Annotated in this window: 18 protein-coding genes and 1 pseudogene; 5 read left to right on the forward strand and 14 right to left on the reverse strand. The window is 73.8% G+C overall.

All coding sequences use genetic code 11. The features are described from left to right. Positions 1 to 66 precede the first annotated feature (66 nt). Entirely contained in the window at positions 67 to 1,038 is a 972-nt protein-coding gene (locus ACIBBD_RS17555; RefSeq protein ID WP_399420295.1) for an LLM class F420-dependent oxidoreductase, read from the reverse strand. 97 nt (positions 1,039 to 1,135) lie between these two features. On the opposite strand from ACIBBD_RS17555, the gene ACIBBD_RS17560 reads away from it, so the two are divergent. Next, positions 1,136 to 2,581 carry a serine hydrolase domain-containing protein gene (locus tag ACIBBD_RS17560; RefSeq protein WP_399420296.1) on the forward strand — a complete coding sequence of 482 codons (1,446 nt, stop codon included), beginning with the start codon at positions 1,136 to 1,138 and terminating at the stop codon, positions 2,579 to 2,581. A gap of 136 nt (positions 2,582 to 2,717) precedes the next feature. On the opposite strand, the gene ACIBBD_RS17565 is transcribed toward ACIBBD_RS17560, so the two are convergent. The 9 genes from ACIBBD_RS17565 to ACIBBD_RS17605 form a co-directional block, all read right to left on the reverse strand. After that, positions 2,718 to 4,373 carry a serine/threonine protein kinase gene (locus tag ACIBBD_RS17565; RefSeq protein ID WP_399420298.1) on the reverse strand — a complete coding sequence of 552 codons (1,656 nt, stop codon included), beginning with the start codon at positions 4,371 to 4,373 and terminating at the stop codon, positions 2,718 to 2,720. A gap of 311 nt (positions 4,374 to 4,684) precedes the next feature. Next, the gene (locus ACIBBD_RS17570; protein WP_399420299.1) at positions 4,685 to 5,644 is read right to left on the reverse strand and encodes a threonine/serine dehydratase; all 960 of its coding nucleotides are present in this window, start codon (positions 5,642 to 5,644) and stop codon (positions 4,685 to 4,687) included. Between the two features lie 107 nt (positions 5,645 to 5,751). Further along, complete coding sequence (locus ACIBBD_RS17575; RefSeq protein ID WP_399420300.1) at positions 5,752 to 6,816, reverse strand: polyprenyl synthetase family protein; 1,065 nt, start codon at positions 6,814 to 6,816, stop codon at positions 5,752 to 5,754. Beyond that, positions 6,813 to 7,877 (reverse strand): tetratricopeptide repeat protein, encoded by a 1,065-nt coding sequence (locus ACIBBD_RS17580; RefSeq protein WP_399420301.1) that lies wholly within the window; start codon positions 7,875 to 7,877, stop codon positions 6,813 to 6,815. The genes ACIBBD_RS17575 and ACIBBD_RS17580 overlap by 4 nt, the downstream gene beginning before the upstream one ends. A 179-nt stretch (positions 7,878 to 8,056) precedes the next feature. Then, positions 8,057 to 9,475, reverse strand: coding sequence for a CAP domain-containing protein (locus ACIBBD_RS17585; RefSeq protein WP_399420302.1), 1,419 nt, complete (start codon positions 9,473 to 9,475; stop codon positions 8,057 to 8,059). A 118-nt stretch (positions 9,476 to 9,593) separates the two neighbouring features. Further along, positions 9,594 to 10,841 carry a serine hydrolase domain-containing protein gene (locus ACIBBD_RS17590; protein WP_399420303.1) on the reverse strand — a complete coding sequence of 416 codons (1,248 nt, stop codon included), beginning with the start codon at positions 10,839 to 10,841 and terminating at the stop codon, positions 9,594 to 9,596. A gap of 512 nt (positions 10,842 to 11,353) precedes the next feature. Beyond that, positions 11,354 to 11,707: a UBP-type zinc finger domain-containing protein gene (locus ACIBBD_RS17595; protein WP_399420304.1), complete on the reverse strand. Its 354-nt coding sequence runs from the start codon at positions 11,705 to 11,707 to the stop codon at positions 11,354 to 11,356. Beyond that, complete coding sequence (locus ACIBBD_RS17600) at positions 11,704 to 13,164, reverse strand: ATP-binding protein (RefSeq protein ID WP_399420463.1); 1,461 nt, start codon at positions 13,162 to 13,164, stop codon at positions 11,704 to 11,706. Before ACIBBD_RS17600 ends, ACIBBD_RS17595 begins: the two co-directional genes overlap by 4 nt. A gap of 11 nt (positions 13,165 to 13,175) precedes the next feature. After that, positions 13,176 to 14,852, reverse strand: a complete 1,677-nt coding sequence (locus ACIBBD_RS17605) for an FAD-dependent oxidoreductase (protein ID WP_399420305.1) — start codon at positions 14,850 to 14,852, stop codon at positions 13,176 to 13,178. A gap of 639 nt (positions 14,853 to 15,491) precedes the next feature. Here ACIBBD_RS17605 and ACIBBD_RS17610 point away from each other — a divergent pair. After that, entirely contained in the window at positions 15,492 to 16,364 is an 873-nt protein-coding gene (locus ACIBBD_RS17610) for a universal stress protein (protein ID WP_399420306.1), read from the forward strand. Position 16,365: 1 nt separating this feature from the next. Here ACIBBD_RS17610 and ACIBBD_RS17615 read toward each other — a convergent pair whose 3' ends face one another. Both ACIBBD_RS17615 and ACIBBD_RS17620 read right to left on the reverse strand, forming a co-directional pair. Continuing rightward, a complete protein-coding gene (locus ACIBBD_RS17615; RefSeq protein WP_399420307.1) occupies positions 16,366 to 17,601 on the reverse strand; it encodes a DUF4032 domain-containing protein in 1,236 nt (411 codons plus the stop codon). 33 nt (positions 17,602 to 17,634) lie between these two features. Further along, entirely contained in the window at positions 17,635 to 17,910 is a 276-nt protein-coding gene (locus tag ACIBBD_RS17620) for a hypothetical protein (protein WP_399420308.1), read from the reverse strand. Positions 17,911 to 18,232: 322 nt separating this feature from the next. On the opposite strand from ACIBBD_RS17620, the gene ACIBBD_RS17625 reads away from it, so the two are divergent. Further along, entirely contained in the window at positions 18,233 to 18,691 is a 459-nt protein-coding gene (locus tag ACIBBD_RS17625; RefSeq protein ID WP_399420309.1) for a nuclear transport factor 2 family protein, read from the forward strand. A gap of 114 nt (positions 18,692 to 18,805) precedes the next feature. On the opposite strand, the gene ACIBBD_RS17630 is transcribed toward ACIBBD_RS17625, so the two are convergent. After that, entirely contained in the window at positions 18,806 to 19,438 is a 633-nt protein-coding gene (locus ACIBBD_RS17630; RefSeq protein WP_399420310.1) for a TetR/AcrR family transcriptional regulator, read from the reverse strand. A 133-nt stretch (positions 19,439 to 19,571) separates the two neighbouring features. Between ACIBBD_RS17630 and ACIBBD_RS17635 the strand changes: the two genes are divergently transcribed. Then, the gene (locus tag ACIBBD_RS17635) at positions 19,572 to 20,486 is read left to right on the forward strand and encodes an alpha/beta fold hydrolase (protein ID WP_399420311.1); all 915 of its coding nucleotides are present in this window, start codon (positions 19,572 to 19,574) and stop codon (positions 20,484 to 20,486) included. Between the two features lie 153 nt (positions 20,487 to 20,639). Next, complete coding sequence (locus tag ACIBBD_RS17640) at positions 20,640 to 20,924, forward strand: hypothetical protein (RefSeq protein WP_399420313.1); 285 nt, start codon at positions 20,640 to 20,642, stop codon at positions 20,922 to 20,924. 19 nt (positions 20,925 to 20,943) lie between these two features. Here the strand turns inward: ACIBBD_RS17640 and ACIBBD_RS17645 are convergent. Continuing rightward, a pseudogene (locus ACIBBD_RS17645) lies at positions 20,944 to 21,494 on the reverse strand (TetR/AcrR family transcriptional regulator). Between the last annotated feature and the right edge of the window lie 38 nt (positions 21,495 to 21,532).

The following is a 21,532-nucleotide window of genomic DNA, read 5'->3' on the forward strand; positions in this document are numbered from 1 at the left end:
GGACCGGCAGCCAGCCGGCGCCCCCGGCCGTGCCGTGACCGACCCGCGCCCGCCGCGGCGGGACCGTCAGCCGAGGGCGTCCCGCAGCGCCGGCAGCAGCGTCTTCTCCGACCAGTCCAGGTACGCCGGCTGCGAGTCGCCGCCGATCTGCACCAGGGCGATCTCGGTGAACCCGGCCTCGGCGTACGGCCGTACGGCCTCGACGAAGTCGTCGGGGTCGTCGCCGCAGGGGATCGAGGAGGCGACGTCGTCCGGTGTCACGAACTGGGTCGCCGACTCGAAGGAGTCCGGGTGCGGCAGTTCGGAGTTCACCTTCCAGCCGTTGCCGAACCAGCGGAACTGCGCGTGCGCGCGCTTCACGGCCGTGTCCCGGTCGGGGTCGTAGCAGACCGGCAGCTGGCCCACGCGCGGCTTGCCCGCCCCGCCGTGCCGGTCGAACGCCTCCAGCAGACCGGACTTGGGCTCGGTGGCGATCACCAGGTCGGCGAGCCGGCCGGCGAGCTTGCAGGACTGTTCCCCGGAGACCGCGACACCGATCTGCGGCGGCTCGTCGGGCAGGTCCCACACCCGCGCCGACTCCACGTCGAAGTGTGTGCCGTGCCGCGTCACATGGCCCCCCTCGAAGAGCGCGCGGATGATCTCCACGGCTTCCTCGAGCATCTCGTGCCGTACGTCCACGGAGGGCCAACCGCCCCCCACCACGTGCTCGTTGAGGTTCTCCCCGGAGCCCAGCCCCAGCCGGAAGCGGCCCCCGGACAGCAGCTGCATGGTCGCCGCCTTCTGGGCGACGACCGCCGGGTGGTAGCGCATGGTCGGACACGTCACGTACGTCATCAGGGGAATCCGGGACGTCGCCTGCGCGGCGGCGCCCAGCACGCTCCACGCGTACGGCGCGTGCCCCTGCGAGCGCAGCCACGGAAAGTAGTGGTCCGACGTCACCGAGAAGTCGAAGCCCGCCTCCTCGGCCCGTACGAGATGGTCGACCAGTTCACGAGGGCCGGCCTGTTCGGTCATCATCGTGTATCCGATTTGCACCATGAGTCCCGAGTCCCCGGCGGGCCGGGGCGGAAACCGGTCACGGACGGCGCGGCAAAACCGCTCGTCGGCCACGCGGGCCGCGGGGCAGGATGCGGGCATGAGTGTGCGTCCGCTGCCTTCGAGCACCCCGTCCGCCCAGGGCGTCGACGCCTCCGGCGTCCTCGCCCTCCTCGACGCCGTCGACGCGGCCGAGCACATCGAACCCCACAGCCTGATGATCCTGCGACACGGCCGGGTCGTCGCCGCCGGCTGGTGGGCGCCGTACGCGCCCGACCGCCTCCACCTGCTGTACTCGATCAGCAAGAGCTTCACGTCCACGGCCGCCGGGTTCGCCGTCGCCGAGGGGCTGATCGGCCTCGACGAACCGGTGATCTCGTACTTCCCGGAGTTCGAGGCGGACATCACCGACCCGCGCAGCCGGGACATGCGGGTGCGGCACCTGGCGTCGATGGCGAGCGGCCACGAGGCCGAGACCTTCGAGCGGGCCCACGCGCTCGACCCGGACGAACTCGTCCGCGGCTTCCTGCTGCTGCCGCCGGACCGCGACCCGGGCACGGTGTTCGCCTACAACCAGCCCGCGACGTACACCCTCGCGGCGATCCTCCAGCGCGTCACCGGCCGGCCGCTCTCGGCGTACCTGCGGCCACGGCTGCTGGACCCGCTCGGCATCGGCGAGGTCGCCTGGCTGACCGACCGGCACGGCCGCGAGCTGGGCTTCAGCGGGCTGCACGGCACCACCGACGCCGTCGCCCGGCTCGGTCAGCTCTATCTGCGCGAGGGCGTCTGGGAGGGGAAGCGGCTGCTGACACGGGAGTGGGTCGCCGAGGCGACCCGCGCGCACATCCCGACGGCGGGAGCCATGGGGGACACCGACCGGCAGGACTGGCACCAGGGCTACGGCCTCCAGTTCTGGCGGTCCCGGCACGGCTACCGCGGCGACGGGGCCTACGGCCAGTTCTGCCTGGTCCTGCCCGAGCAGGACGCCGTCCTCGCCATGACCGCGGCGACCGCCGACATGCAGGGCGTGCTCAACCTCGTCTGGCAGCACCTGCTGCCGGCCTTCCGGCCGCAGCCGCTCTCCGGCCGGGAGGACACCGACGCGGCCCTCGCCGACCGCCTGACCCGCCTGGCCCTGCCACCGGCCGTCCGCGAGCCGGCGCCGCCGGAGCGGGCGAAGGAGTGGTCGACCGCCCGGTTCGCTCCCTACGGCGGTGTCTGCGCCGACCGGCCGAGCCTGACCGGTGCCGCCGTCACGGCGGACGCGCACGGCTGGACGCTGACCCTCCTCGAGGACGGCCACCGGCTGGACCTGCGGCCGGGCTCCGGCGCCTGGACCGTGGCCGAGGAACCGGTGCCCACCGCGGTGAGCGGCGGCTGGACCGACGGCGACACCCTCGCCGTGGACATCCTGTTCCTGGAGACCCCGCACCGCATGCGGGTGACGTGCTCCCTCACCGGAGGGACGTTCACCGCGCGCTGGGCCACCGCGCCGCTGCACGGCGGGCCGCTGCGCTCCCTGCGCGCACCGCGCCGGCCGGCCTGAGCCGCGGGCGGCGGTCCGGACCGGGCCGGTCCGTGCGAACCGGGCCGGCCCGCCGGCCCGGCCGGCTCGTCCGCCCCCGGGCCGTGTGAGCCCGGCCGGTCCCTGTGCCCGAAACGGGCCCCGGTGACCCCGCCCCTCAGTCCGAGCCGGGCCGGAAAGTCGTCAGGAAGGTGTCCAGGGCCTGCCGGTTCGCGGCCTTCTCCCAGTCCGCCGCGGGCGTCGTCCAGCGCAGCGAGAAGCCGCGGTGCCCCCCGAGCAGGAACCCGCGGCCGAACGTGCGCACCCGGGTGCCGTCGTCGTCGACGAACCACTCCATGTCGGCCGCCTCGTACCCCTGGTACGTCGTCGCCTCGATCGCGCCGACGCGCCGGAAGCCGTCCCGCTGCCGCAGGCCGGGCTCGACGGTGTCGCGCCAGACGACCACCGGGTCCTCGCCGACGCGTTCGCTGTACGTCACGGCGAGACTGCGCGGGTCGCCCTCCGCCCCGAAGGTGACGCGGTAGGCGAGGTCGGAGGTGCGCGAGGTGTCCAGCCGCTTCCAATCCTCGGGGAGCGCGACGGAGAAGCCCTCGGGCGCCCGGTAGAGGCGGTAGCCGGCCGGTACGGCGTCGGTGGAGGCCGTGGGTGAGGGGCTCGGCGAGGCGGCCTCGGGGGGTGACGAGGGGGCGGACGAGGAGGCGGACGCGGTCGGGGCGGGTGGCGGCGTCGGGGTCGGCGTGACCGGGACTCTGTCACCCGCGTCCTCGCCGGGTGACGTCGGGGAGGCGGAGGGGCGGGCCTGCGCCCCGCCGGACCCCGTCTCCTCGGTGCCCGGCAACCGGCCCGTCGCGGCGAGGGCGGCGACCGCCACCGTGACGACGGCCAGCACCGTACCGGCCGCCAGGGCCCGGCCGCTCCACCGCGGACGGACGATGCGCCCGAGGGCGTACGCCGGCCGTGTGCGGGGCGCGGCCACCGCGTGCGGGTCCTCGTCGAGGACGCGGTGGAGGGCCTCGCGCACCACCGGCCGGGTGAGCCGCTCCCGCGAGTCCTTGCGCAGCAGGCCCTGCACGGTCGGGCCCAGGGGCCCGGACCGCAGGGGCGTCCGCAGCGGCAGCCGGTCCACGGCCTTCAGCGTCGTCTCGGGCCGGTCCCGGTCCCGGTACGGCGGCCGCCCCTCGACCATCGTGTAGAGCAGCGCGCCCAGCGCCCACAGGTCGGCGGCCGGACCGATCCGCTCGTCCCGCGCCTGCTCGGGAGAGGCGTACGCGGGTGCCGCCAGGCGTGGCGCGAGCGTCGCGCCCGCCAGGCCGAACCCGGTCACGACGACCGGCCCGCGCGCCCGCACGAACACCTGGCCGGGACTCAGCTCGCCGTGGGTGATCCCCTCGCCGTGCGCGGCCTCCAGGACGTCGAGCACCTCCAGCCCGATCGCGGCCGCCCGGGTGGGGCTGAACGCACCCTTCTGTTCCAGGAGCTGGCCCAGCGGCAACCCGTCGATCCACTCGGTGACGATCCACAGGGCGCCCTCCTCCGCCACGGCGTCGAGGACCGTGGCGACCTGGCCGGGGCACATCAGGGTCATCGTCTCCGACATGCGCAGCACGCGGTCCGCGGCCTGCCCCGCCTCCTCCGCGCCCTGGCCGGCCGGCAGCCCGATCCGGGTGACCAGACAGGGCCGGGGGTCCGCCCGTTCGGTGGCGTACTCGGCGTACCAGCTCACGCGGTTCGTCTCCTGGTGGACGACGTCGAGGAGCCGGTACCGCCCGGCGACCAGCTCGTGCCTGGAGACGTGCGCCTTGACCATGGTCATCCCTCGCTGAACCGGAGTTCTCCTTTCGCAGTGGTACGGCTGGAGTGAGGTGGTCCGTTCAAGGGAAGTGCAACTCCGGCGCGATTCCTGTCTTTCATTCAAAAACGGCGAGCAAATGTGCGAGGAAATCAAATTACTCCGGGCGGTTCGGCGGGTGTAACCAGAGGTAAACCGGCATCCGGCGCCCGCGAACGGGCCCCCGCCGGGCGCCGTCCATTCCGCGGTGAGGGCCGCCCCGACGATTTCTTCTTACCGGCACGGAACTCGGCGCAGTTCCCGCCCGGATGCCGACGCGGAACCCGGCGGGGAGCTCAGCGCAGCCCGAATCGCTCGGCCCAGGAGGACATGTCCGTCGTCGTCGCGTTGCCCCCGCAGACCACCAGCCCCAGCCGGGCGCCGTCACCCACCCGCGCCACGACCCGCCGGGCCGCCGGAAGCAGGCACCCGGCCGCCGGCTCGGTCCACACCTTGGCGTGCTCGGCGAGCTCGACGCAGCCCCGCACGGCCTCCCGGTCCGGCACCACGAGCACCTCGGTCACCAGGGCGGAGACATGGTCGTACGTCAGCCGCGTGACGGCCGGAGCGCTGAGGGTGGTGGAGATGGACGACACCTCCACCGGGACCGGCCCGTCAGCCGCCAGCGCCGCGGACATCGCCTCCGCGCCCTCGGTCTCCACACCCCAGATCCGCACGTCCGGCCGACGGGCCCGCAGGGCGGCCGCGACCCCGGAGATCAGCCCGCCGCCCCCGATGCTGACCAGCACGTCCGTCACCTCGTCGGCGTCGTCGGCGAACTCCAGCCCCACCGTGCCCTGACCGGCGACGACCACCGGATCGTCGAACGGGTGGACGAGGGTCAGACCCTCGTCCCGCAACCGGGTCACGAGCGAGAACGCGCTGTCCATGCCGTCCGTCAGCCGTACCGACGCGCCCGCCTCCTCGGCGATCTCGACGGCCCGGGCGGGCGCCGAACGCGGCATGACCACCGTGGCCTTGATGTCGAGGGCGGCGGCCATGACCGCCACGGCGATCCCGTGGTTCCCGCCGCTCACCGCCACCACCCCGGCCGCCCGCTCGCCCTCGCTCAGCGAGAGCAGCTTCGCCGTCGCCCCGCGCGCCTTGAAGGAGCCGGTGCGCTGCAACAGCTCCAGCTTCACGGTGACCGGGACGCCGAGCAGCGCGGACAGCCCGGGGCTGGGGAGAGTCGGGGTGCGGACCACGTGCCCGGCGATCCGCTCCGCCGCGGCTTCGATGTCCGAGATGCCGATCAAGACAACCACCTTTCCGGTGCGCCGGTCCCGGCGCACCGCTTGGCACCCTGTCGCGCGGCACGCTCAAGGTCAACACGGGGTGGACGCCGGAAGAGGGGTACCCGCCGTCAGAGGTCGCGCCGCACCAGGAACTCCAGCAGCGTCCGCAGGTCGTCGGTGGCCCGCGCCCGCAGCGGCACACCGGTGAGCGCCGCCTCCGTGGCGGCCACCTGCCGGCGCGCCTCGGCTAGCGCCGCCGCACGGCCGCCGGCCTCCTCGACCAGCGCGGCCGTCTCGGCGGGGTCGCCCCCGGCCTCCAGGGCCAGGACCAGTCGGCGCGCTACCGGAGCCGGCGAGTCGAGGGCGGCCAGCACCGGAAACGTCTTCTTGCCCTCGCGCAGATCGCCGTGGACGGGCTTGCCGGTGACGGCCGGATCGCCCCAGATCCCCAGCATGTCGTCGACCACCTGGAAGGCGATCCCGAGATGCCGCCCGGCACGGTCGAGCGCCGTGACCGTCTCCGGGGGCGCGCCGCCCAGCACGGCGCCCAGCGCGGCCGCGCAGCCCAGCAGCGCGCCCGTCTTGCCCTCCGCCATCGCCCGGTAGGCGTCGGGACCCGGCCGGTCGGGACCGGACCAGGGGCGGGCGGCGAACAGCAGGTCGTCGGCCTGCCCGCGCACCAGGTCCGTGAGCGCCGCCGACAGCAGCCGTACGCCTGCCGCGCCGTGCGGGGCCGCGGCCAGCGTCTCCACGGCCAGCGCGAACAGGGCGTCACCCGCGAGGACCGCCGGTCCCGTGCCGTAGGCCTTCCACACCGTGGGGCGGCGGCGCCGGGTCGGGTCGCCGTCCATGATGTCGTCGTGCAGCAGCGAGAAGGTGTGCACCAGCTCCACCGCGACCGCCGCCGCGACGCCGGCCCGCTCGGGCGCCCCGGCCGCCTCCGCGCCGAGCACCGCGAGAGCCTGCCGCAGCCCCTTCCCGCCGGACGCGACGACGGGCGCCCCGCCGACCTCGCACCAACCGAAGGAGTACGCGGCCATCTCACCCACCCAGGGGTGCAGCCGTCCGACGGCCTCGACCAGGGCCGGCCGCACCAGGGAACGGCAGCGGTCGAGGATGCCGGCGGCGGACGCCGGCCCCGGGCCCGCCGTCGGCGGGCCCGCCGGGGCGACCGTCGTGGAGAACGCCGTCACCGTACGGCCTCCGCACCGGTGCCGCCGGGCACGTCCGCGCCGATGCCCAGCTCCTCCTGGGCCCGCGCCACCATCTCCCGCGCGTGCCGCAGTCCTATCCGCTCCAGTTCCTTCGCCAGACCGGCCAGCTCCGCCGCGGTCTCCGCCCGATCGCGGCCCAGGCGGGCCAGGGACTTGGCCAGACCGAGCCGGGCGAGCGCCTCCCCGCGCGGCTCGCTCATCGCGGCGAACTCCGCGAGCGCCTGTTCGTAGAGCTCCCGTGCCTCGGCGTGATGGCCCGCCCGGTACAGGACGTTGCCGCGCATCTTGTGGTTGTAGGCGAGCGCGCTGGAGAGGTTCATCGCGCGGCAGGTCGTCTCGGCCTCCGACAGCAGGGCGAGGGCCCGCTCGGTGTCCCCGTCGCGCACGGAGACGATGTCGGCCAGCCCGCGCAGTGCCCAGGCGTGTCCGCGCCGGTCGTCGGCGCGCGCGGCGATCTCGGCCGCCTCCTCGAACAGGGCGTAGGCGGTGTCGTGGGCACCGGAGTTGCGGTGCATCTGCGCGATGCCCTCCAGGGCCCACACCGTGTGCCGTGCCTCGCCGCGCCTGCGGGCCTCGGCCAGCAACTGCTCGTGCAGCCTGCCGACGGCCTCGTAGTCGCCCTGGATGCGGCCGGTCTCCGCGAGTCCGGCCAGCGAGTAGCCACGGACGACGACGTCCCCGCCCCGCTCGCCGAGCTCGGCCGCGAGGCCCAGCAGCCGCCGGGCCAGCCGGAAGGCGCCCCGCTGCCGGGCCAGGGTGCCGCCGCTCCACAGCGCCCAGGCCATCGCCGCCACGTCCCCGGCCTCCCGGGCCGCGCGGTAGCTGGCCTTCCAGGCCGAGTCCGCCTCCCGCACCTGCCCGAGCCGCCGGTGCGCCTCGGCCACCGCGAGCCCGGAGCGGGCCACCTCGGCGTGCTCACCGGCCCGCTCGGCCGCCTTCAACTGCTCGGTGCCCGCGGCCAGTACGTCCACGAGGGAGGAGTTCACGGAGAGGGTGGTGAGGGCGCCCTGGTACTCGGGGGCGAATGCCTTGCCGTACATCGATTCCTTTCGGCACCGAGTATGCGCTGCGTGTATACCCGATGTGTATAGTGCGCCGGACTGCACCCCCGGCCGATGCGGGCGGGGGTGGGTCTTCCGTTGTCGCTGGTCAAGACGCGGGCGCGGAGGGCGGGGTTGGCCTGTGAGGCGTAGATCACCTCAGGCGGGCCGACGGGGCGTCAGGCGCCGAAGAGCTGTGTCCAGTACGTGCCCGCGGGGCCGCCGCCCGCGAAGCCGACGCCGATATGGGTGAAGTCGGGCTTGAGGATGTTGGCGCGGTGCCCGGGGCTGTTCATCCAGTCCTCCACGACCTCGGCGGGGGAGCGCTGACCGCAGGCGATGTTCTCGCCGATCGTCCGCCGCGTGGAACCGGCCGCGGCCGCCCGGTCCCAGGGCCGGCTGCCCTCGGGCGAGGTGTGGGAGTAGAAGCGGCGCGCCACCATGTCCGCACTGTGGGCCCGCGCGACCGTGGCGAGCAGGGGATCGACACCGAGGGGCCGCAGTCCGGCCCGCGCCCGTTCGCCGTTGGTGAGGTGGACGACGTCCGCCTCCGTCCGTGCCAGACCTGCGGGTGTGAGCGGGCTCGCCCACAGGGCGGTCCAGTAGGTGTCGCCGGTGCGTCCGTCCCGGACGTGTGCCAGCCCGGTGTGGGTGAACGCCGGGTCACGCAGGACGCGCCGGGTCCGGTCGGCGCGCAGACAGTACGCGACGAACTCGGCGGGCGTGCGGGGTCCGGACACCAGGTGTTCTCCGACGGCGAGGTACTGGTAACCGGTGGCCGTGAGCCGCTGGTGGAGCGAGACGCCGTCCGCGCCCTCGGTGCCGAGCCGGCCGGCCGCCGCCATGGCGGCGGCATGGGCCCGGGCCGCCGCGGCCAGACGCGTGTCCACGGCGACGGGCGTGCAGCCGGCCGCGGCGCGGTCGCGGTTGACGAGGGCGAGGAAGCCGTCGGGCTCGGGGGAGGGCCCGGAGGGGCGCACGAGGGTGGGCGCGGACGCGGAGGCCGGTGTGCGGGAGGGGGCCGGCGCGGAGGGCCGTACGGCGGTGGCGGTGGGCCGGGCCGCAGACGTGGTGGCGGCCGGAGGCGGGGCGGTGGGCGGCGAAGGGGGCGCGGGTCCCTCCTCGACGACGTCGACCCCGAAGTCGCGCGCCAGGCCCGCCAGTCCGTCCGCGTACCCCTGTCCGAGCGCCCGCAGCTTCCATCCCCCGCCCCGCCGGTAGACCTCGGCGAGCAGCAGGACCGTCTCCTGGCGTGGGGACGGTGGCGCGAACCGGACGAGCGGGCGGCCCCGCGGGTCGGTGACGTGGAGTGTGGGGACGGGCAGACGGGCCAGCGGTGTGCCCGGGTCGGCGGCGCTGACGACCACCGTGACGCGGGTGGCGCCGGCCCGCAGCCCCGCCGGGTCGAGCGTGAGCGTGTCGCCCCGCAGACGGGCTCCCGGGGCCGTCGGCTGGTTGTAGAACACGAAGTCGCCGTCGCCCCCGACCCTGCCGCTGTCGTCCGTGACCAGCGCGCTGACGTCGAAGGGGCCGGGCACCCGGACGGTCAGCATGCCGCCCGGAAGGGGCACATTGCCCCCGGGGACCAACTCGCTCATCCCGCCGTCCTGATGTCGTCGTGCGGCCCCCGTGGGGCCTTGTCCGCGGAACGGCCGGCAGGGCCGACGGGTTCCCGGCCGCCGTCGGTCCCTCCCGGCCCGCTCGCCGGACGCGTGGTCAGTTCCGCACCGTGGCGGCGGAGTCCCGCGCGGTCGCGGCAGCGATGTCCTCCGCCCGCTCGTGGGGCAGCACGACACCCCTGCGCGCCCCCGTCGCCTTCCCGCAGAACGCGGATTCCAGCGTGCGCAGCATCGTGTTGTGCACGCGGGCGCTGTTGGACGTGTTGGCGAGCGCGCTCAGGCTGCGCTGCCCGTCCTTCGACGTGAACGCGTACGTGTAGTAGCCCTGTACGGCACCGGTGTGCCCGTACACGGAGACCCCGCAGGACAGGTCGCGGCGCCGCAGCCCCAGCCCGTACGCCTGCCGGGTGCCCGCCGGCACCCAGCGCCGCATCTGGGTCAGCGCCCCGGCCGAGGTCAGCCGGCCGCGCAGCACCGAGGAGAGGAAGACGTTGAGGTCACGGGTGCTGGAGATGAGCGCGCCCGCGCTCTGCGCCCAGGACACCGTCTGCCGGGTCGCGTCGACCAGGGTCGTGGCCGGGGCGTCCGGGGTGAGATAGCCACGCGTGTGGAGGCCGGGGATCGCGGTGGCCGGGTGGACGTAGAAGGTGTCGCGCAGCTTCAGCGGCTCGATGATCCGCTTCCGGTACTCGGTGCCGACCGTGTGTCCCGAGAGCTTCTCGATGAGCATCCCGGCGACGACGAAGTTGGTGTTGGAGTAGGAGTAGGCGCCGCCGGGGGCGGTCGTGCGCGCGTGGCGCAGCGAACGGTTCAGCAGCTGACGGTAGGTGAAGACCCTGGTGCGGACCGCCTCGAAGCCGCGGACGGTGCTGGCGAACAGGTCGTTGGTGTAGTCGTACAGACCGCTGCGGTGGCTGAGCAGGTGGCGGACCGTGATCCGGCCGTCGGGCAGGAGCTTCGGCAGGTAGCGGTTGACCGGCGCGTCGAGGGACAGCTTGCCCTCGTCGACGAGTTGCAGCAGGACGACGGTGGAGAAGATCTTCGTGACGCTGCCGACGCGGAAGCGGTTGCCGGCGCCGAGCGCCCGTTGCGTGCGCCGGTCGGCGAGGCCCACGGCGAGCCGGTGGACCGAGCCGTGGTCGTCGAGGCGCGCCATCGCCCCGGGCGCCCCCTGCTGCGTCGCCGTGCGCAGAACGCTCCGCAGACCGGTGAGGTCCGGTTGCGGCGGTGCGACGGCGGCCGCCGCCGGGCGCGGGGGCGCGGGCGAGGCGTGCGCGGGCGAGACGTGCGCGGGCAGCGTCAGCAGGGACAACAGCGCCGCCCCGAGTGCCGTGCCCCCGCGCACCGTCCGCGGTCTCCTCCTCTCCCGTCTCGGCAGGTCCTTCGCTGGTGCGAGATCGGTGACTTCCACTCGAGGCAACCTTCTTCCGTGCCGTCACGTCCCCACAGCCGACGCACAGGTGGGTCACCTGCTGATCACTGTGCGGTGGGGTCGGCTCAGTATCACCGTGAAGGCTGCCAAAAACGGTGATTTCGGCCTTACATGGACATGCCTGGTCCGAAAGGGTGGCGCACCGAGGGCGCTGGTCAGCCCCGGCCGCCGTCACCATGACGTCGACGGCGCGACGACAGGGGTGGGGGGGGGGGGGGGGGGGCGGGCCCGCGGGCCCCCCCCCCCCCCCCGCCGCCCGCGCCCCCCCCCCCCCCCCCCCCCGCCCCCCCCCCCCCCCCCCCCCCCCCCCCCCCCCCCCCCCCCCCAGTCCCCCCGACGATGACGCGTAACGCCCCGGCCCCCCTCTCAGGGGCGCCCCCCGGTCCCCCCCGGGCGGGCCGGGCCGGCCCCTTCGGGCCCGGCGCTCAGCGGTGCAGTGACCGTGCCCAGTCCGCCGGCACCCGGCCCGCCGGCCCCGGCGCCGGCTGGTCCGTCGGGTGGCTCGCCGGGGGCGCGAGGTCCGGGCCGGACTCGTACAGCTCGTCGTTGTCGTAGTCCCAGAACCACTCCTCGCCCGGCTCGAAGCTGCGGACCAGGGGATGGCCGGTGGCCTTCCAGTGGGCGGTGGCGTGCTGGGCGGGGGAGGAGTCGCAGCAGCCGATGTGCCCGCAGGCGGCGCAGCGCCGCAGGTGGAACCACCAGCCGCCCGTCGCGTGGCACTCGGCACAGCCCGTGCCGCTGGGCGGGACGCTCGGGTCGATGGCGTCGGCGTCGGTCATACGGGCTCCTCGGCGGTCTCGGGTTCGGGGGCGGTCTCGGGGTGCGGGGCGGTCAGCGGCAGCAGGACCTGGAAGCGGGTGTCGCCCGGCTGCGACTCGACCTGGAGGCTGCCGTGGTGCTTGTTGACGACGATCCGCCAGGAGATGTCCAGGCCCAGCCCGGTGCCCTCGCCGACCGGCTTGGTGGTGAAGAAGGGGTCGAAGATACGGCTGCGGATGTCCGCGGGGACACCGGGCCCGGTGTCGCGGAACTCCACCAGCAGCCGGTCCCCCTCCCGTGCGGTCCGCACCGTCAGCGTGCCCTCGCCGCCGGTGCTGTTCATGGCGAAGACCGCGTTGTCGATGAGGTTCGTCCACACCTGGTTGAGCTCCGCCGGATAGGCGGGGACGTGCGGCACCGTGCGGTCGTAGTCCTTGACGACCTCGATGCGCTGCCCGATCTTCCCCGACAGCATCAGCAGGGTGCTGTCGAGGAGTTCGTGGACGTCGACGACCCGGTAGGGGGCGCGGTCGAGCTGGGAGTACTGCTTGGCGGCGTCGACGAGGTGGGAGATGCGGTTGGTGGAGTCGTCGATCTCGTCCATCAGCAGCTCGGTCTCGACGGTGTAGTTGAGCCACCCGACCGCCCCCGGCAGGATGTCCTCGTCCACGGCCGCCGCGACCTGCTCCAGCCAGTCCACGTCGAGTCCGGCCTGGACGAAGACGGGCGCGATCCGCCAGCCCTCCGGGATGCCGTGTTCGTCGAGCCAGTCGGTGAGCTCGTCCTCCCGGTCGGAGGCCTCCAGCGGACTCAGCACCGGTGCCTTGGCGACCCGTTCGGCGGTGCGCTCCTGGATGTCGATGAGGTCGGCGAGGGTCTCCCGGGAGTAGGGGCCCTGGGCGATGACGGCGAGCTTGTGCCGCATCTTCGCCACCCGCTCCCGCAGGGTCGCGGTGGCCCGTACGGCCGCAGCCGCCGGGTTGTTCAGCTCGTGCGTGAGCCCCGCCGACAAGGAACCCAGGGCCAGCAGCCGTTCCCGCTGCCCGACGGCCCGCTGGGTGTTCTTCGAGCCGAAGAACAGTCCCTCCAGCAGGTGGGCGGCCATCGGGAACCACTCCTGCATGATGTCCGCGAACGACTGCGCGGGCAGCACGAAGAAGCGGGTCGGCTCCGTCACCCGCATCGAGTTGTTGTAGACCTGCGGCACCCGGTCCCCGAGGTACGCCTGCATGGCCCCCGCGTACACACCGCGCTGCGAGGTGCGGCTGACCTCGATGTCGTCGCCGCCGACCCGGCGGTACAGCACGACCGTGCCCTCGATCATCACGTAGAAGCAGGTCGCCGGCTCGCCCTCGGAGTACACCGGACCGGCCTCGAACTTCTCGACCCGGCCCTCGCCGCACAGCCGTCCGAGCTGTTCGGGGGAGAGCTTCTCGAACAGGAACAGGGAGCCGATCTCCCGCGGGCTGCACGGCATGACCCGCCCGCTCACGACTGCTCCAGGTACCGGTGGACGAGCATCACGGCCATGGCTCCCTCTCCGACGGCGGACGCGACCCGCTTGGCGGACTCGGCGCGCGCGTCGCCCGCCACGAACACGCCGGGGATGTTGGTCTCCAGGTGGTACGGCGGCCGGTCCAGCTCCCAGCCCGCGGGCGGCCGCCCGTCCGGTGTGAGGTCGGGCCCGGCGAGGATGAACCCGTCGCCGTCCCGCAGGACCGTCCCGCCGAGCCAGTCGGTCAGCGGGGCCGCGCCGATGAACACGAACAGCCACTGCGCGTCGACGAGTTCGGTGTGCCCGGTCCGCGTGTCGCGCAGCGTCAGCTGCTCCAGGTGCCCCTCCCCGTGCGCCGCCTCGACGACCGTCCCGGCGCGCACCGAGATGTTGGGCGCCTCGTCGATCTGCTGGATCAGGTAGTGCGACATCGACGCCGACAGGTCGGGGCCGCGCACCAGCAGCGTCACCGACTTGGCACCCCGGGACAGGTACATCGCCGCCTGCCCCGCGGAGTTGGCGCCGCCCACGATGTACACGTCGTGGCCCTGGCAGGAGGGCGCCTCGGTCAGCGCCGACCCGTAGAAGACCCCGCAACCGGTCAGATCGGCGGTACCCGGCGCCTGCAGTTGGCGGTACGACACCCCGGTCGCCAGGATCACGCTGTGCGCGGCGATCTCCGATCCGTCGGAGAACCGTACGACGCGCGCGGCCCCGTTCACCTCCAGTGCCGTGACCTCGCGCGCGGTGAGGATCTCGGCGCCGAACTTGGTGGCCTGGCGACGGGCCCGGTCGGTGAGCTGGGCGCCGGAGACACCGTCGGGGAAACCGAGGTAGTTCTCGATGCGGGAGCTCTGACCGGCCTGCCCGCCGGTCGCCGACCGCTCCACGAGCACCGTCCGCAGCCCCTCGGACGCCCCGTACACGGCCGCGCCGAGCCCGGCCGGTCCGCCGCCGATCACCACGAGGTCGTAGAAGTTGGCCGTCGGCGTCGTCGCCAGGCCGACGCGGGCCGCCAGCTCGGGCGCGTCCGGCTCGACCAGCGGCGCGCCCTCCGGGGTGATCACCAGCGGCAGCCGCTGCCCGTCCGCCCCGGCCGCGGCCAGCAGCCGCCGCCCCTCCGGCTCGTCGGAGGAGTACCAGCGGTACGGCACCTGGTTGCGGGCCAGGAACTCCCGCACCTCCGAGGAGCGCGCCGACCAGCGGTGCCCGACCACCTTCGTGCTCGGCACGGGCCGGTAGTCGCTCGCCCGCCACGCCGCCAGCAGGTCGTCCACGACCGGGTAGAGCTTCTCCTCCGGCGGATCCCACGGCTTGAGCAGGTAGTGGTCCAGGTCGACGACGTTGATCGCGTCGATCGCCGCGTTGGTGTCGGCGTACGCGGTCAGCAGCACGCGCCGCGCCCCGGGGTACACGTCCAGGGCCTGTTCGAGGAACTCGATGCCGTTCATCTGCGGCATGCGGTAGTCGGCGAGGATCACGGCCACCAGGTCGCCACGCAGCTTCAGCTCGCGCAGCGCGTCCAGCGCGGACTCACCGGACTCCGCGCGCACGATCCGGTACGACGCGCCGTAGCGGCGCCGCAGGTCACGGGCGACGGCACGGGAGACCCCCGGGTCGTCGTCCACGGTCAGGATGACGGTCCGCGCTGTCTCGGCCGCCTGTGCCATACGTCTCCCACCCCGAGCGGTTCACGACTCGCCGCACGGCGAACCCCGCGCAGGCTCCCGCCATCGTATGTTCGATCGGTGCCGTTCGCTCCGCGAAGCGGGAGGCGGTGCGTTCCCGGCACAGGCCGGGGCGCGCGTGGTCAAGGGCCCGGCCCCCGGCACGGGACCGGAAGAGGGCCGGCGTCAGTCCCGCCGCTCCCGCGGCACGCGGACTCGTCGCCCTCGGGATCGGCCGGCCCTGCCCACGTCCGCTCACGCCCTCCGTCTCCGTGCCGACCGCCCAGGGTCGGCGGACGCTCGCCCCCCGCGCGTGCTGGTCGTCCGGACGGATGTCCGGGGGAGCCGGTTCTTGACCGTCCTGACGGTCCCGGCCTTCGGCACCGGCATTCCTGGCGGTCCTGGCCGTCGGCACCGGCACGGAGAGCAGGCACGGGAGGCGGCCCGGGGCCGGCCGCATCGCGTACAGCTCGGCGCGTCGTGGACCGTGAGCCGGCCGAGGGCCTCGGCCCACCGGCGTCCCGGCGCCACCCACCGGATTCGGCCGCGCCGACGATCACGTGTCACCCTCCCACGGTCATGCCGGGCGGCTTGGTGAAGACTGGGGCCGACAGATCGAACGCGACGCAGGGAGGCGGCGGGATGACGGGCCCGATCACGGCAGGGGTCGACGGGACGGACGAGAGCCTCGCGGCCCTCGCCTGGGCGGCCCGGGAGGCCGTCCGGCGGGACGTGGCGCTGAGGGTGGTGCACGCCTGGCGGTTCCAGTCGGCCGCCGCGGCCGAGGTGGCGGACCGGGACACGCAGGAGCAGTGGGTGCGGGCCAACGTCCAGCAGGCCGCGGAGGAGATCACCGAACGGCACCCCGGCCTGCAGGTGACCACCGACATCCTGGAGGGCGACGCGGTCGAGACGCTGGCCGCCGCCGCGGCGGAGGCGGAGATGCTCGTGCTGGGCTCGCGCGGCCACGGCCCGGTCGTCGGGTTCCTGCTGGGCTCCGTCGGACAGCAGGTGATCGCCGAGGGCACGCGCCCCGTCGTCCTGGTCCGCGCCGGGACGGAGCCCAGCAGCGAGGTGGCCGGCCGCGAGATCGTCGTCGGCCAGCACGGCGCCCCCGAGGACAGCGCCTCCGTGCTGCGGTTCGCCTTCGAGACGGCCGCCGCCCGCGGTGCCACCGTCCGGGCCGTCCGCGCCTGGACGCTCCCGCCGCTGTTCTCCTACAGCCCCGGCTCGCTCAAGCTCCTCGACGAGGCCGGCGGCCTGGAGCCGTTCGAGAAGAAGGCGCTGACCGCGGCCCTCGCACCGTGGCGTGAGCGCTTCCCGGACGTGCCGGTGGTCGAACACGTGGAGATCGGCAGCGCCGGGCAGGTGCTGCTCTCGGTGGCCGGGCGGGCCCAGCTGATGGTCGTCGGCCGGCGCGCCCACCGCACCGCGGTCGGCGCCCGGATCGGCTCCGTGGCGCACGGCGTGCTGCACCACGCGGACTGCCCGGTCGCCGTCGTGCCGCACGAGTGACTCACTCCGGGACGGTCGGCTCCAGCGTCTCCCGCGCCTTGGGCAGGACCTTCTCGATGTAGTCCTCGACGGCCGTGTCCAGCCCGATGTCGTGCTGCGCCCGCTCCGACAGGTACCAGCGGTGTTCGAGGAGCTCGTGGTAGATCTCCGCCGGGTCCATGGAGCCGCGCAGCTCGACCGGCACGGCCCGCACGGTCGGCCGGAACACGTCCCGCACCCACCGGTGCGCCAGCACCTCCGGGCGGGCGGCCAGCGGGTCGCCGGGGGCGTAGTCGTCCTGGGTCGCCATCCAGCTCTCCAGGTCGTTCAGCAGCCGTCTGGCCTGGTTCTCCTCGGTGTCCAGGCCGGTCAGCCGCAGCAACTGCCGCTGGTGGTGCCCGGCGTCGACGACCTTCGGCACGAAGGTGACCGTGTCGCCGTTGGAGGAGTGCTCGATCTGCATCTCGGCCACGTCGAAGCCGAGGTCGTTGAGCCGGCGGATCCGGCGCTCGATGTAGTGGTACTTGCCCGCAGGGTAGACGGAGGTGCGGGTCAGCTCCTTCCACAGGCCGTGGTAGCGGGCGCAGATCTCCATGCCGAACTCGATCGGGTCCACCGACGGGTGCAGCGCCCCCGACGCCTCCAGGTCGAGCAGCTCGCCGCTGATGTTCACACGGGCCAGGTCGAGGTCGTAGTCGCGCTGGCCGGTGCTGAGCTGCGGGTGCAGGTCGCCGGTCTCGGCGTCGACGAGATAGGCGGCGTAGGCGCCCGCGTCGCGCCGGAAGAGCGTGTTGGACAGCGAGCAGTCGCCCCAGGCGAACCCGGCGAGGTGCAGGCGGACCAGCAGCACCGCGAGGGCGTCCATCAGCCGGTGCATGGTCGCCGGCCGCATGGTCGTCTCGAACATCGACCGGTACGGCATCGAGCCGCCCAGGTGCCGGGTCACCAGCACCGACTCCAGCGGGTCGTCGGCGTCGTCGGTACGCCCGGTGACCACGGCCAGCGGGTCGACGGCCGGGATGCCCAGCCGGTCGAGGTCGCGCAGCAGCTCGTACTCGCGCAGCGCCGGGCGCTCGGCGAGCTCCTTCACGGCGATGACCTCGTCGCCGGCGCGGGCGTAGCGCACCACGTGCCGGGAGATACCGCGGGGCAACGGCACGAGGACGTCCTCGGGCCATCGCTCCAGGGGCAGGTGCCAGGGGAGCTCCAGCAGGAGGGCCGGATGCTCCGGGTTGGTGGCGCTGATCTGCAAAGCCATGGCCCGAACATTAGGGCCTCCGGGTGTACGGCCTCAGCAGCTGTTCAAGGGCCGGGACGCTCCGGCCCCGGGCGGCCCGCGCCGCGGTGGGCGCCGGCGGTCAGCCAGTCCGGTACGGCCCGGGAGATGGGCCCCGTCGGCGCGGATGTCGTACCCCTCGTAGCCGGGCATGGAGCCGGCCTCCAGGACGTACCGGTCTCCGGTGGCTTCCTCGATCGTGAAGTCCACGCCGAGCAGGGGCACGCCGGTCTCCGCCACCAGCCGTCGGCAGCCCTCCAGCCGGGCCCACCCCTGTAGGGCGTCAGTCACGGCCGGCCAGGAAATCGGCCGGAGCCCATTCCCCCTGCGGCACCTGTGACAAGCGGGTGCCGTACGAGGAAGGAGCGCTCCGCTCGCCGAATTCGCTCGCGAACGGAACCACGGTTCCGTGAAGGATCACCGGCGGTCGACGTCGGACAGGCCACCGAACGCGACGGTGTTCCCCGGCCCCCCACCGCAGAAGGTGGCGCACCACCGCTTCCGGCCGCTCATTACTCCCGGGGTAATCGACCTCTCCCCCCTCCTCCCGGAGGATCGGGCACATCGACGGGAACCCCCGCCGGAATCCAGCCGCAGCCGCGAGGAGAGCGCCATGTCCGTGAAGTCCACTGCCGCCACGGCGAGTTCGGTCACCACCGCGAGTTCCGTCGCGGAGGCCACCCGGGCCGTCGTGCAGGAGTTCGTCGCCGCCCGGCTGGCCGGCGACACCGGGCGGCTCGTCGAGCTCTTCGCCGACGAGGTCGACTGGCTGCTCGCCGACAACCCCGCCGTACCGTGGATCCGCCCGCGCTCCACCGCCGTCGAATGTGCCGCGCAGGCCGCGGAGTTGCTGGAGCACACCGTGCCGGAGGACGCGCGCGCCTCCGTCCACACGTTTCTCGTCGACGGTGCCGACGCCGTCCTGATGGGGCATCTGGCGGGGACCGTTCGCGCGACGGGGAAGTCCTTCGAGGGCCCGTTCGCGCTGCACCTCACCGTCGAGGACGGCAGGATCACCCGGCATCACCTCTACGAGAACAGCCTGTCGATCGCCGAGGCCTGCACCCCGTGAGGGCGCGGGCTGGCCGGGCTCGCCGGCGCGGCGGCCGTCCGTCTCACGGCGTGGGGGCCGCCGCGATCCGCGGCGCATCGGTGGCGTGGGCCGCGGTCACGGCGGCTGCGGACGTCACCCGTGCGTCTCCGGGGAACCGTGGCCATTGGTGCGGAAGATCCGGTCCAGGTGGTACCCGAGGATCGCGGAGGCGGACTCCGGACTGCGCTGGCCGACAAGGACGCTGGTGCCGAGCCCCGCGGACATGGCCAGCAGGCTGACCGCCTCCGCCCCGGGGTCCACGCCGGGTGCCAGCAGACCGGCCTCCCGTGCCTGCTGGAGGAGACCGGTCACGGTGGCCTCGGCGGCATCGGGGTCCTTGATGAAGGGCTGGGCCGCCAGCGCCTCGTCGTGGACGGCCAGGACGGCGTAGGACGTGTAGAGGTGGTGGAAGGAGCGGCTCTCCTCGTCGGCGGGCAGTGCCGCCGTCAGCAGCGCCTCGATCACCGCGCGCGGGCCCGGATCGTCCCCGGCGGCCCGGACCCTGGCGGCGACCCGCTCACCGAATCGCTCGGTCAGATGGCGCAGTCCGAAGAGCAGCAACTTCTCCTTGGTCTCGAAGTAGTACTGCACCAACCGAAGCGACACACCCGCCTCCGCCGCCACGTCGCGCATCCCCACGGCATGCAGCCCGCACCGGCCGGCGACCCGGACGAGTGCCTCGGCGATCTCGGTCCGCCGCTCTGTGTGATCCACGCGCCTGGGCATCGTCCGGCTCTCCGTTCGTCGCTCCACCGGGTGCGGGCCTCGGGTCCTGGGCCGCTCCGGGGCCGTTGATGATACAGGCGTATCATCTATGTGATACGTTCGTACCACGAAAACGACTCCCTCGGAGGTGGCCGTGCCCAAGACCGCCGAAGTCCGCACCCGGCCCGATGTCGGCCGCTATGTGAGCAGCGCCCGGCGCGACCGCTACTTCGCGGCCTGCGACGCGCTCTACGCGATGGGCGCCCCCGCGCTGTCGGAAGAGGACGTGGAGACGTCCTTCGGTACCACGCACGTCTACCGCTACGGTCCCGCGGACCCAACCGCCCGCTCGCGCACGCCCGTTGTCCTGGTGCACGGGGCCGGCTCCTGCTCCGCCATGTGGTACCCGAACACCCCGGCCCTCAGCGCCGAGCGGCCCGTGTACGCGATCGACACCCTGGGCGACCCCGGCCGCAGCGAGCAGTGTGAACCCATCCACGCAACGGAACGCGCCGCGCAGTGGCTGGACGAGACGCTCGCGGGGCTCGGGCTCGACCGTGTCCACCTCGTCGGCAGCTCGTACGGTGGATGGCTCGCCCTCAACCAGGCGCACCGCAAGCCCGGTCGCCTCGCCTCGGTCACCCTGCTCGATCCCGGTGGCCTGGAGAAGGTGGGGGTGCGCTTCTTCGTCTGGATCTTCGTCAGTCTCTTCGCGACGTTCGCCCCCAAGGCACTTCGCCCGCGACTGGCGGCCTGGCTGGAGCAGCCGGTCCTCGTCGTGCCGGAGCTGCGCACGATGGTCAGAGCAGCCGTCCGCGCCTACCGCATACGCCGTCCCGCTCCGCTGCCTCTGTCCGAGGCCGAACTGTCGACCGTCCGCACCCCGCTGTACCTGGTGCTCGGCAAACGCAGTCTGCTCGTGAACCCGTACCGGCAGGTGGAGCGCGTGCCGCGCCTGGTACCGGCCGCCCGAGCCGAGATCATCGGGAACACCGGACACGGCCCGCAGATCGACCACGCGGAGGAGGTCAACCGCCGGATGCTGGACTTCATGGACTCCGCCGACTGACGACGGTTTCCGCGCGTCCGCCGACCGATGCGGGGAGCCTCGCCCGGGACTTGGGCTCACACGGCGGCACTTGCTCACCCCGGAGGCCGGTACGCAGCGGGCGGAGCGACCCTCGGCGGGCCGGTCGCAGGCCCTCTGGCGCAGGATGGGGGCATGGGTGGTATCACGGGTTTCGTCCGCTCCGGGTCGCTGGGTGTGGCCTTCGCGGTGCTCGACGACGGCAGCGGGGCGTGCGACCCCAACGACGAGGTGCTGGTCGCCGCCCCGAACTGGACAACCGCAGCACGGCTGATGCGCGAGCGTGGCTACCGGCGCGTCCCCAAGCAGCCCGACCGACTGAAACCGTCGCCCGACGCCGTCGCTCTCGCGGTGAGCACTCCCGGCGTCGTGTACCGGCGGAAGTGGGCTGCCGGAGAGGAGTGGCAGCCGATGGCCTGAGGTGCTGCCGCGGAGCGCGTCATCGCAACGCCGCCACCACCCCGTGGATCTTCTGGTCCGCGAGGGTTGCGCCGCCCACCAGGCGGTCGAAGACCAGGCCGTCCACGCGGATAAGCAACGTGACGGTGCGACCCTCGGCGTCGGCGACGCCCTGCGCGGTCAGGACGTCGCGCACGTGCCGCGCGGCGTTCTCGCGCGGCACGAGGATCTCCCGCAGTTCGGGATGGTGCCCGCTCGCGATGGCGCAGGCGTAGCGAGCGAGGGAGCGGCGCCGTTCGTCGCCGGTGAGCCGCTGCTCGACGAAGGCGGCGACCCCGTTGCCGGTTGCTCGGCGCTCCGCGGCACGGGTGTCCGCTCGCCGAACTCCTGGAGTTCGGCCCGGTCGAGCGCGACCAGACGCCGGACCAGCGCCGTGAGCAGTGCCTGACGGGTGCGGTAGTAGGCCGAGGTGGTGCCGGGCGGCAGGTTCGCCGCCCCGTCCACCGCGCGACGGGTCGGTCCCCGGATCCCGGTCTCGGCGAATACGTCGATGGCCGCATCGGCGAGCAGAGTGCGTCGGTCGGTGGGCATCCCCCTTTCTGCACCTGCGGAGACGGGAGGGAGTCACC

It is taken from the genome of Streptomyces sp. NPDC051315, assembly GCF_044455165.1.
Taxonomy (GTDB): domain Bacteria; phylum Actinomycetota; class Actinomycetes; order Streptomycetales; family Streptomycetaceae; genus Streptomyces.

Bases quoted from the DNA above. Each gene is read 5' to 3' on its own strand.
- ACIBBD_RS17555 (WP_399420295.1), bottom strand. From the start codon at position 1,038: ATGGTGCAAATCGGATACACGATGATGACCGAACAGGCCGGCCCTCGT.
- ACIBBD_RS17595 (WP_399420304.1), bottom strand. From the start codon at position 11,707: ATGACCGACGCCGACGCCATCGACCCGAGCGTCCCGCCCAGCGGCACG.
- ACIBBD_RS17640 (WP_399420313.1), top strand. From the start codon at position 20,640: ATGGGTGGTATCACGGGTTTCGTCCGCTCCGGGTCGCTGGGTGTGGCC.
- ACIBBD_RS17610 (WP_399420306.1), top strand. From the start codon at position 15,492: ATGACGGGCCCGATCACGGCAGGGGTCGACGGGACGGACGAGAGCCTC.
- ACIBBD_RS17605 (WP_399420305.1), bottom strand. From the start codon at position 14,852: ATGGCACAGGCGGCCGAGACAGCGCGGACCGTCATCCTGACCGTGGAC.
- ACIBBD_RS17560 (WP_399420296.1), top strand. From the start codon at position 1,136: ATGAGTGTGCGTCCGCTGCCTTCGAGCACCCCGTCCGCCCAGGGCGTC.
- ACIBBD_RS17600 (WP_399420463.1), bottom strand. From the start codon at position 13,164: ATGCCGTGCAGCCCGCGGGAGATCGGCTCCCTGTTCCTGTTCGAGAAG.
- ACIBBD_RS17580 (WP_399420301.1), bottom strand. From the start codon at position 7,877: ATGTACGGCAAGGCATTCGCCCCCGAGTACCAGGGCGCCCTCACCACC.
- ACIBBD_RS17630 (WP_399420310.1), bottom strand. From the start codon at position 19,438: ATGCCCAGGCGCGTGGATCACACAGAGCGGCGGACCGAGATCGCCGAG.
- ACIBBD_RS17625 (WP_399420309.1), top strand. From the start codon at position 18,233: ATGTCCGTGAAGTCCACTGCCGCCACGGCGAGTTCGGTCACCACCGCG.
- ACIBBD_RS17565 (WP_399420298.1), bottom strand. From the start codon at position 4,373: ATGACCATGGTCAAGGCGCACGTCTCCAGGCACGAGCTGGTCGCCGGG.
- ACIBBD_RS17615 (WP_399420307.1), bottom strand. From the start codon at position 17,601: ATGGCTTTGCAGATCAGCGCCACCAACCCGGAGCATCCGGCCCTCCTG.
- ACIBBD_RS17585 (WP_399420302.1), bottom strand. From the start codon at position 9,475: ATGAGCGAGTTGGTCCCCGGGGGCAATGTGCCCCTTCCGGGCGGCATG.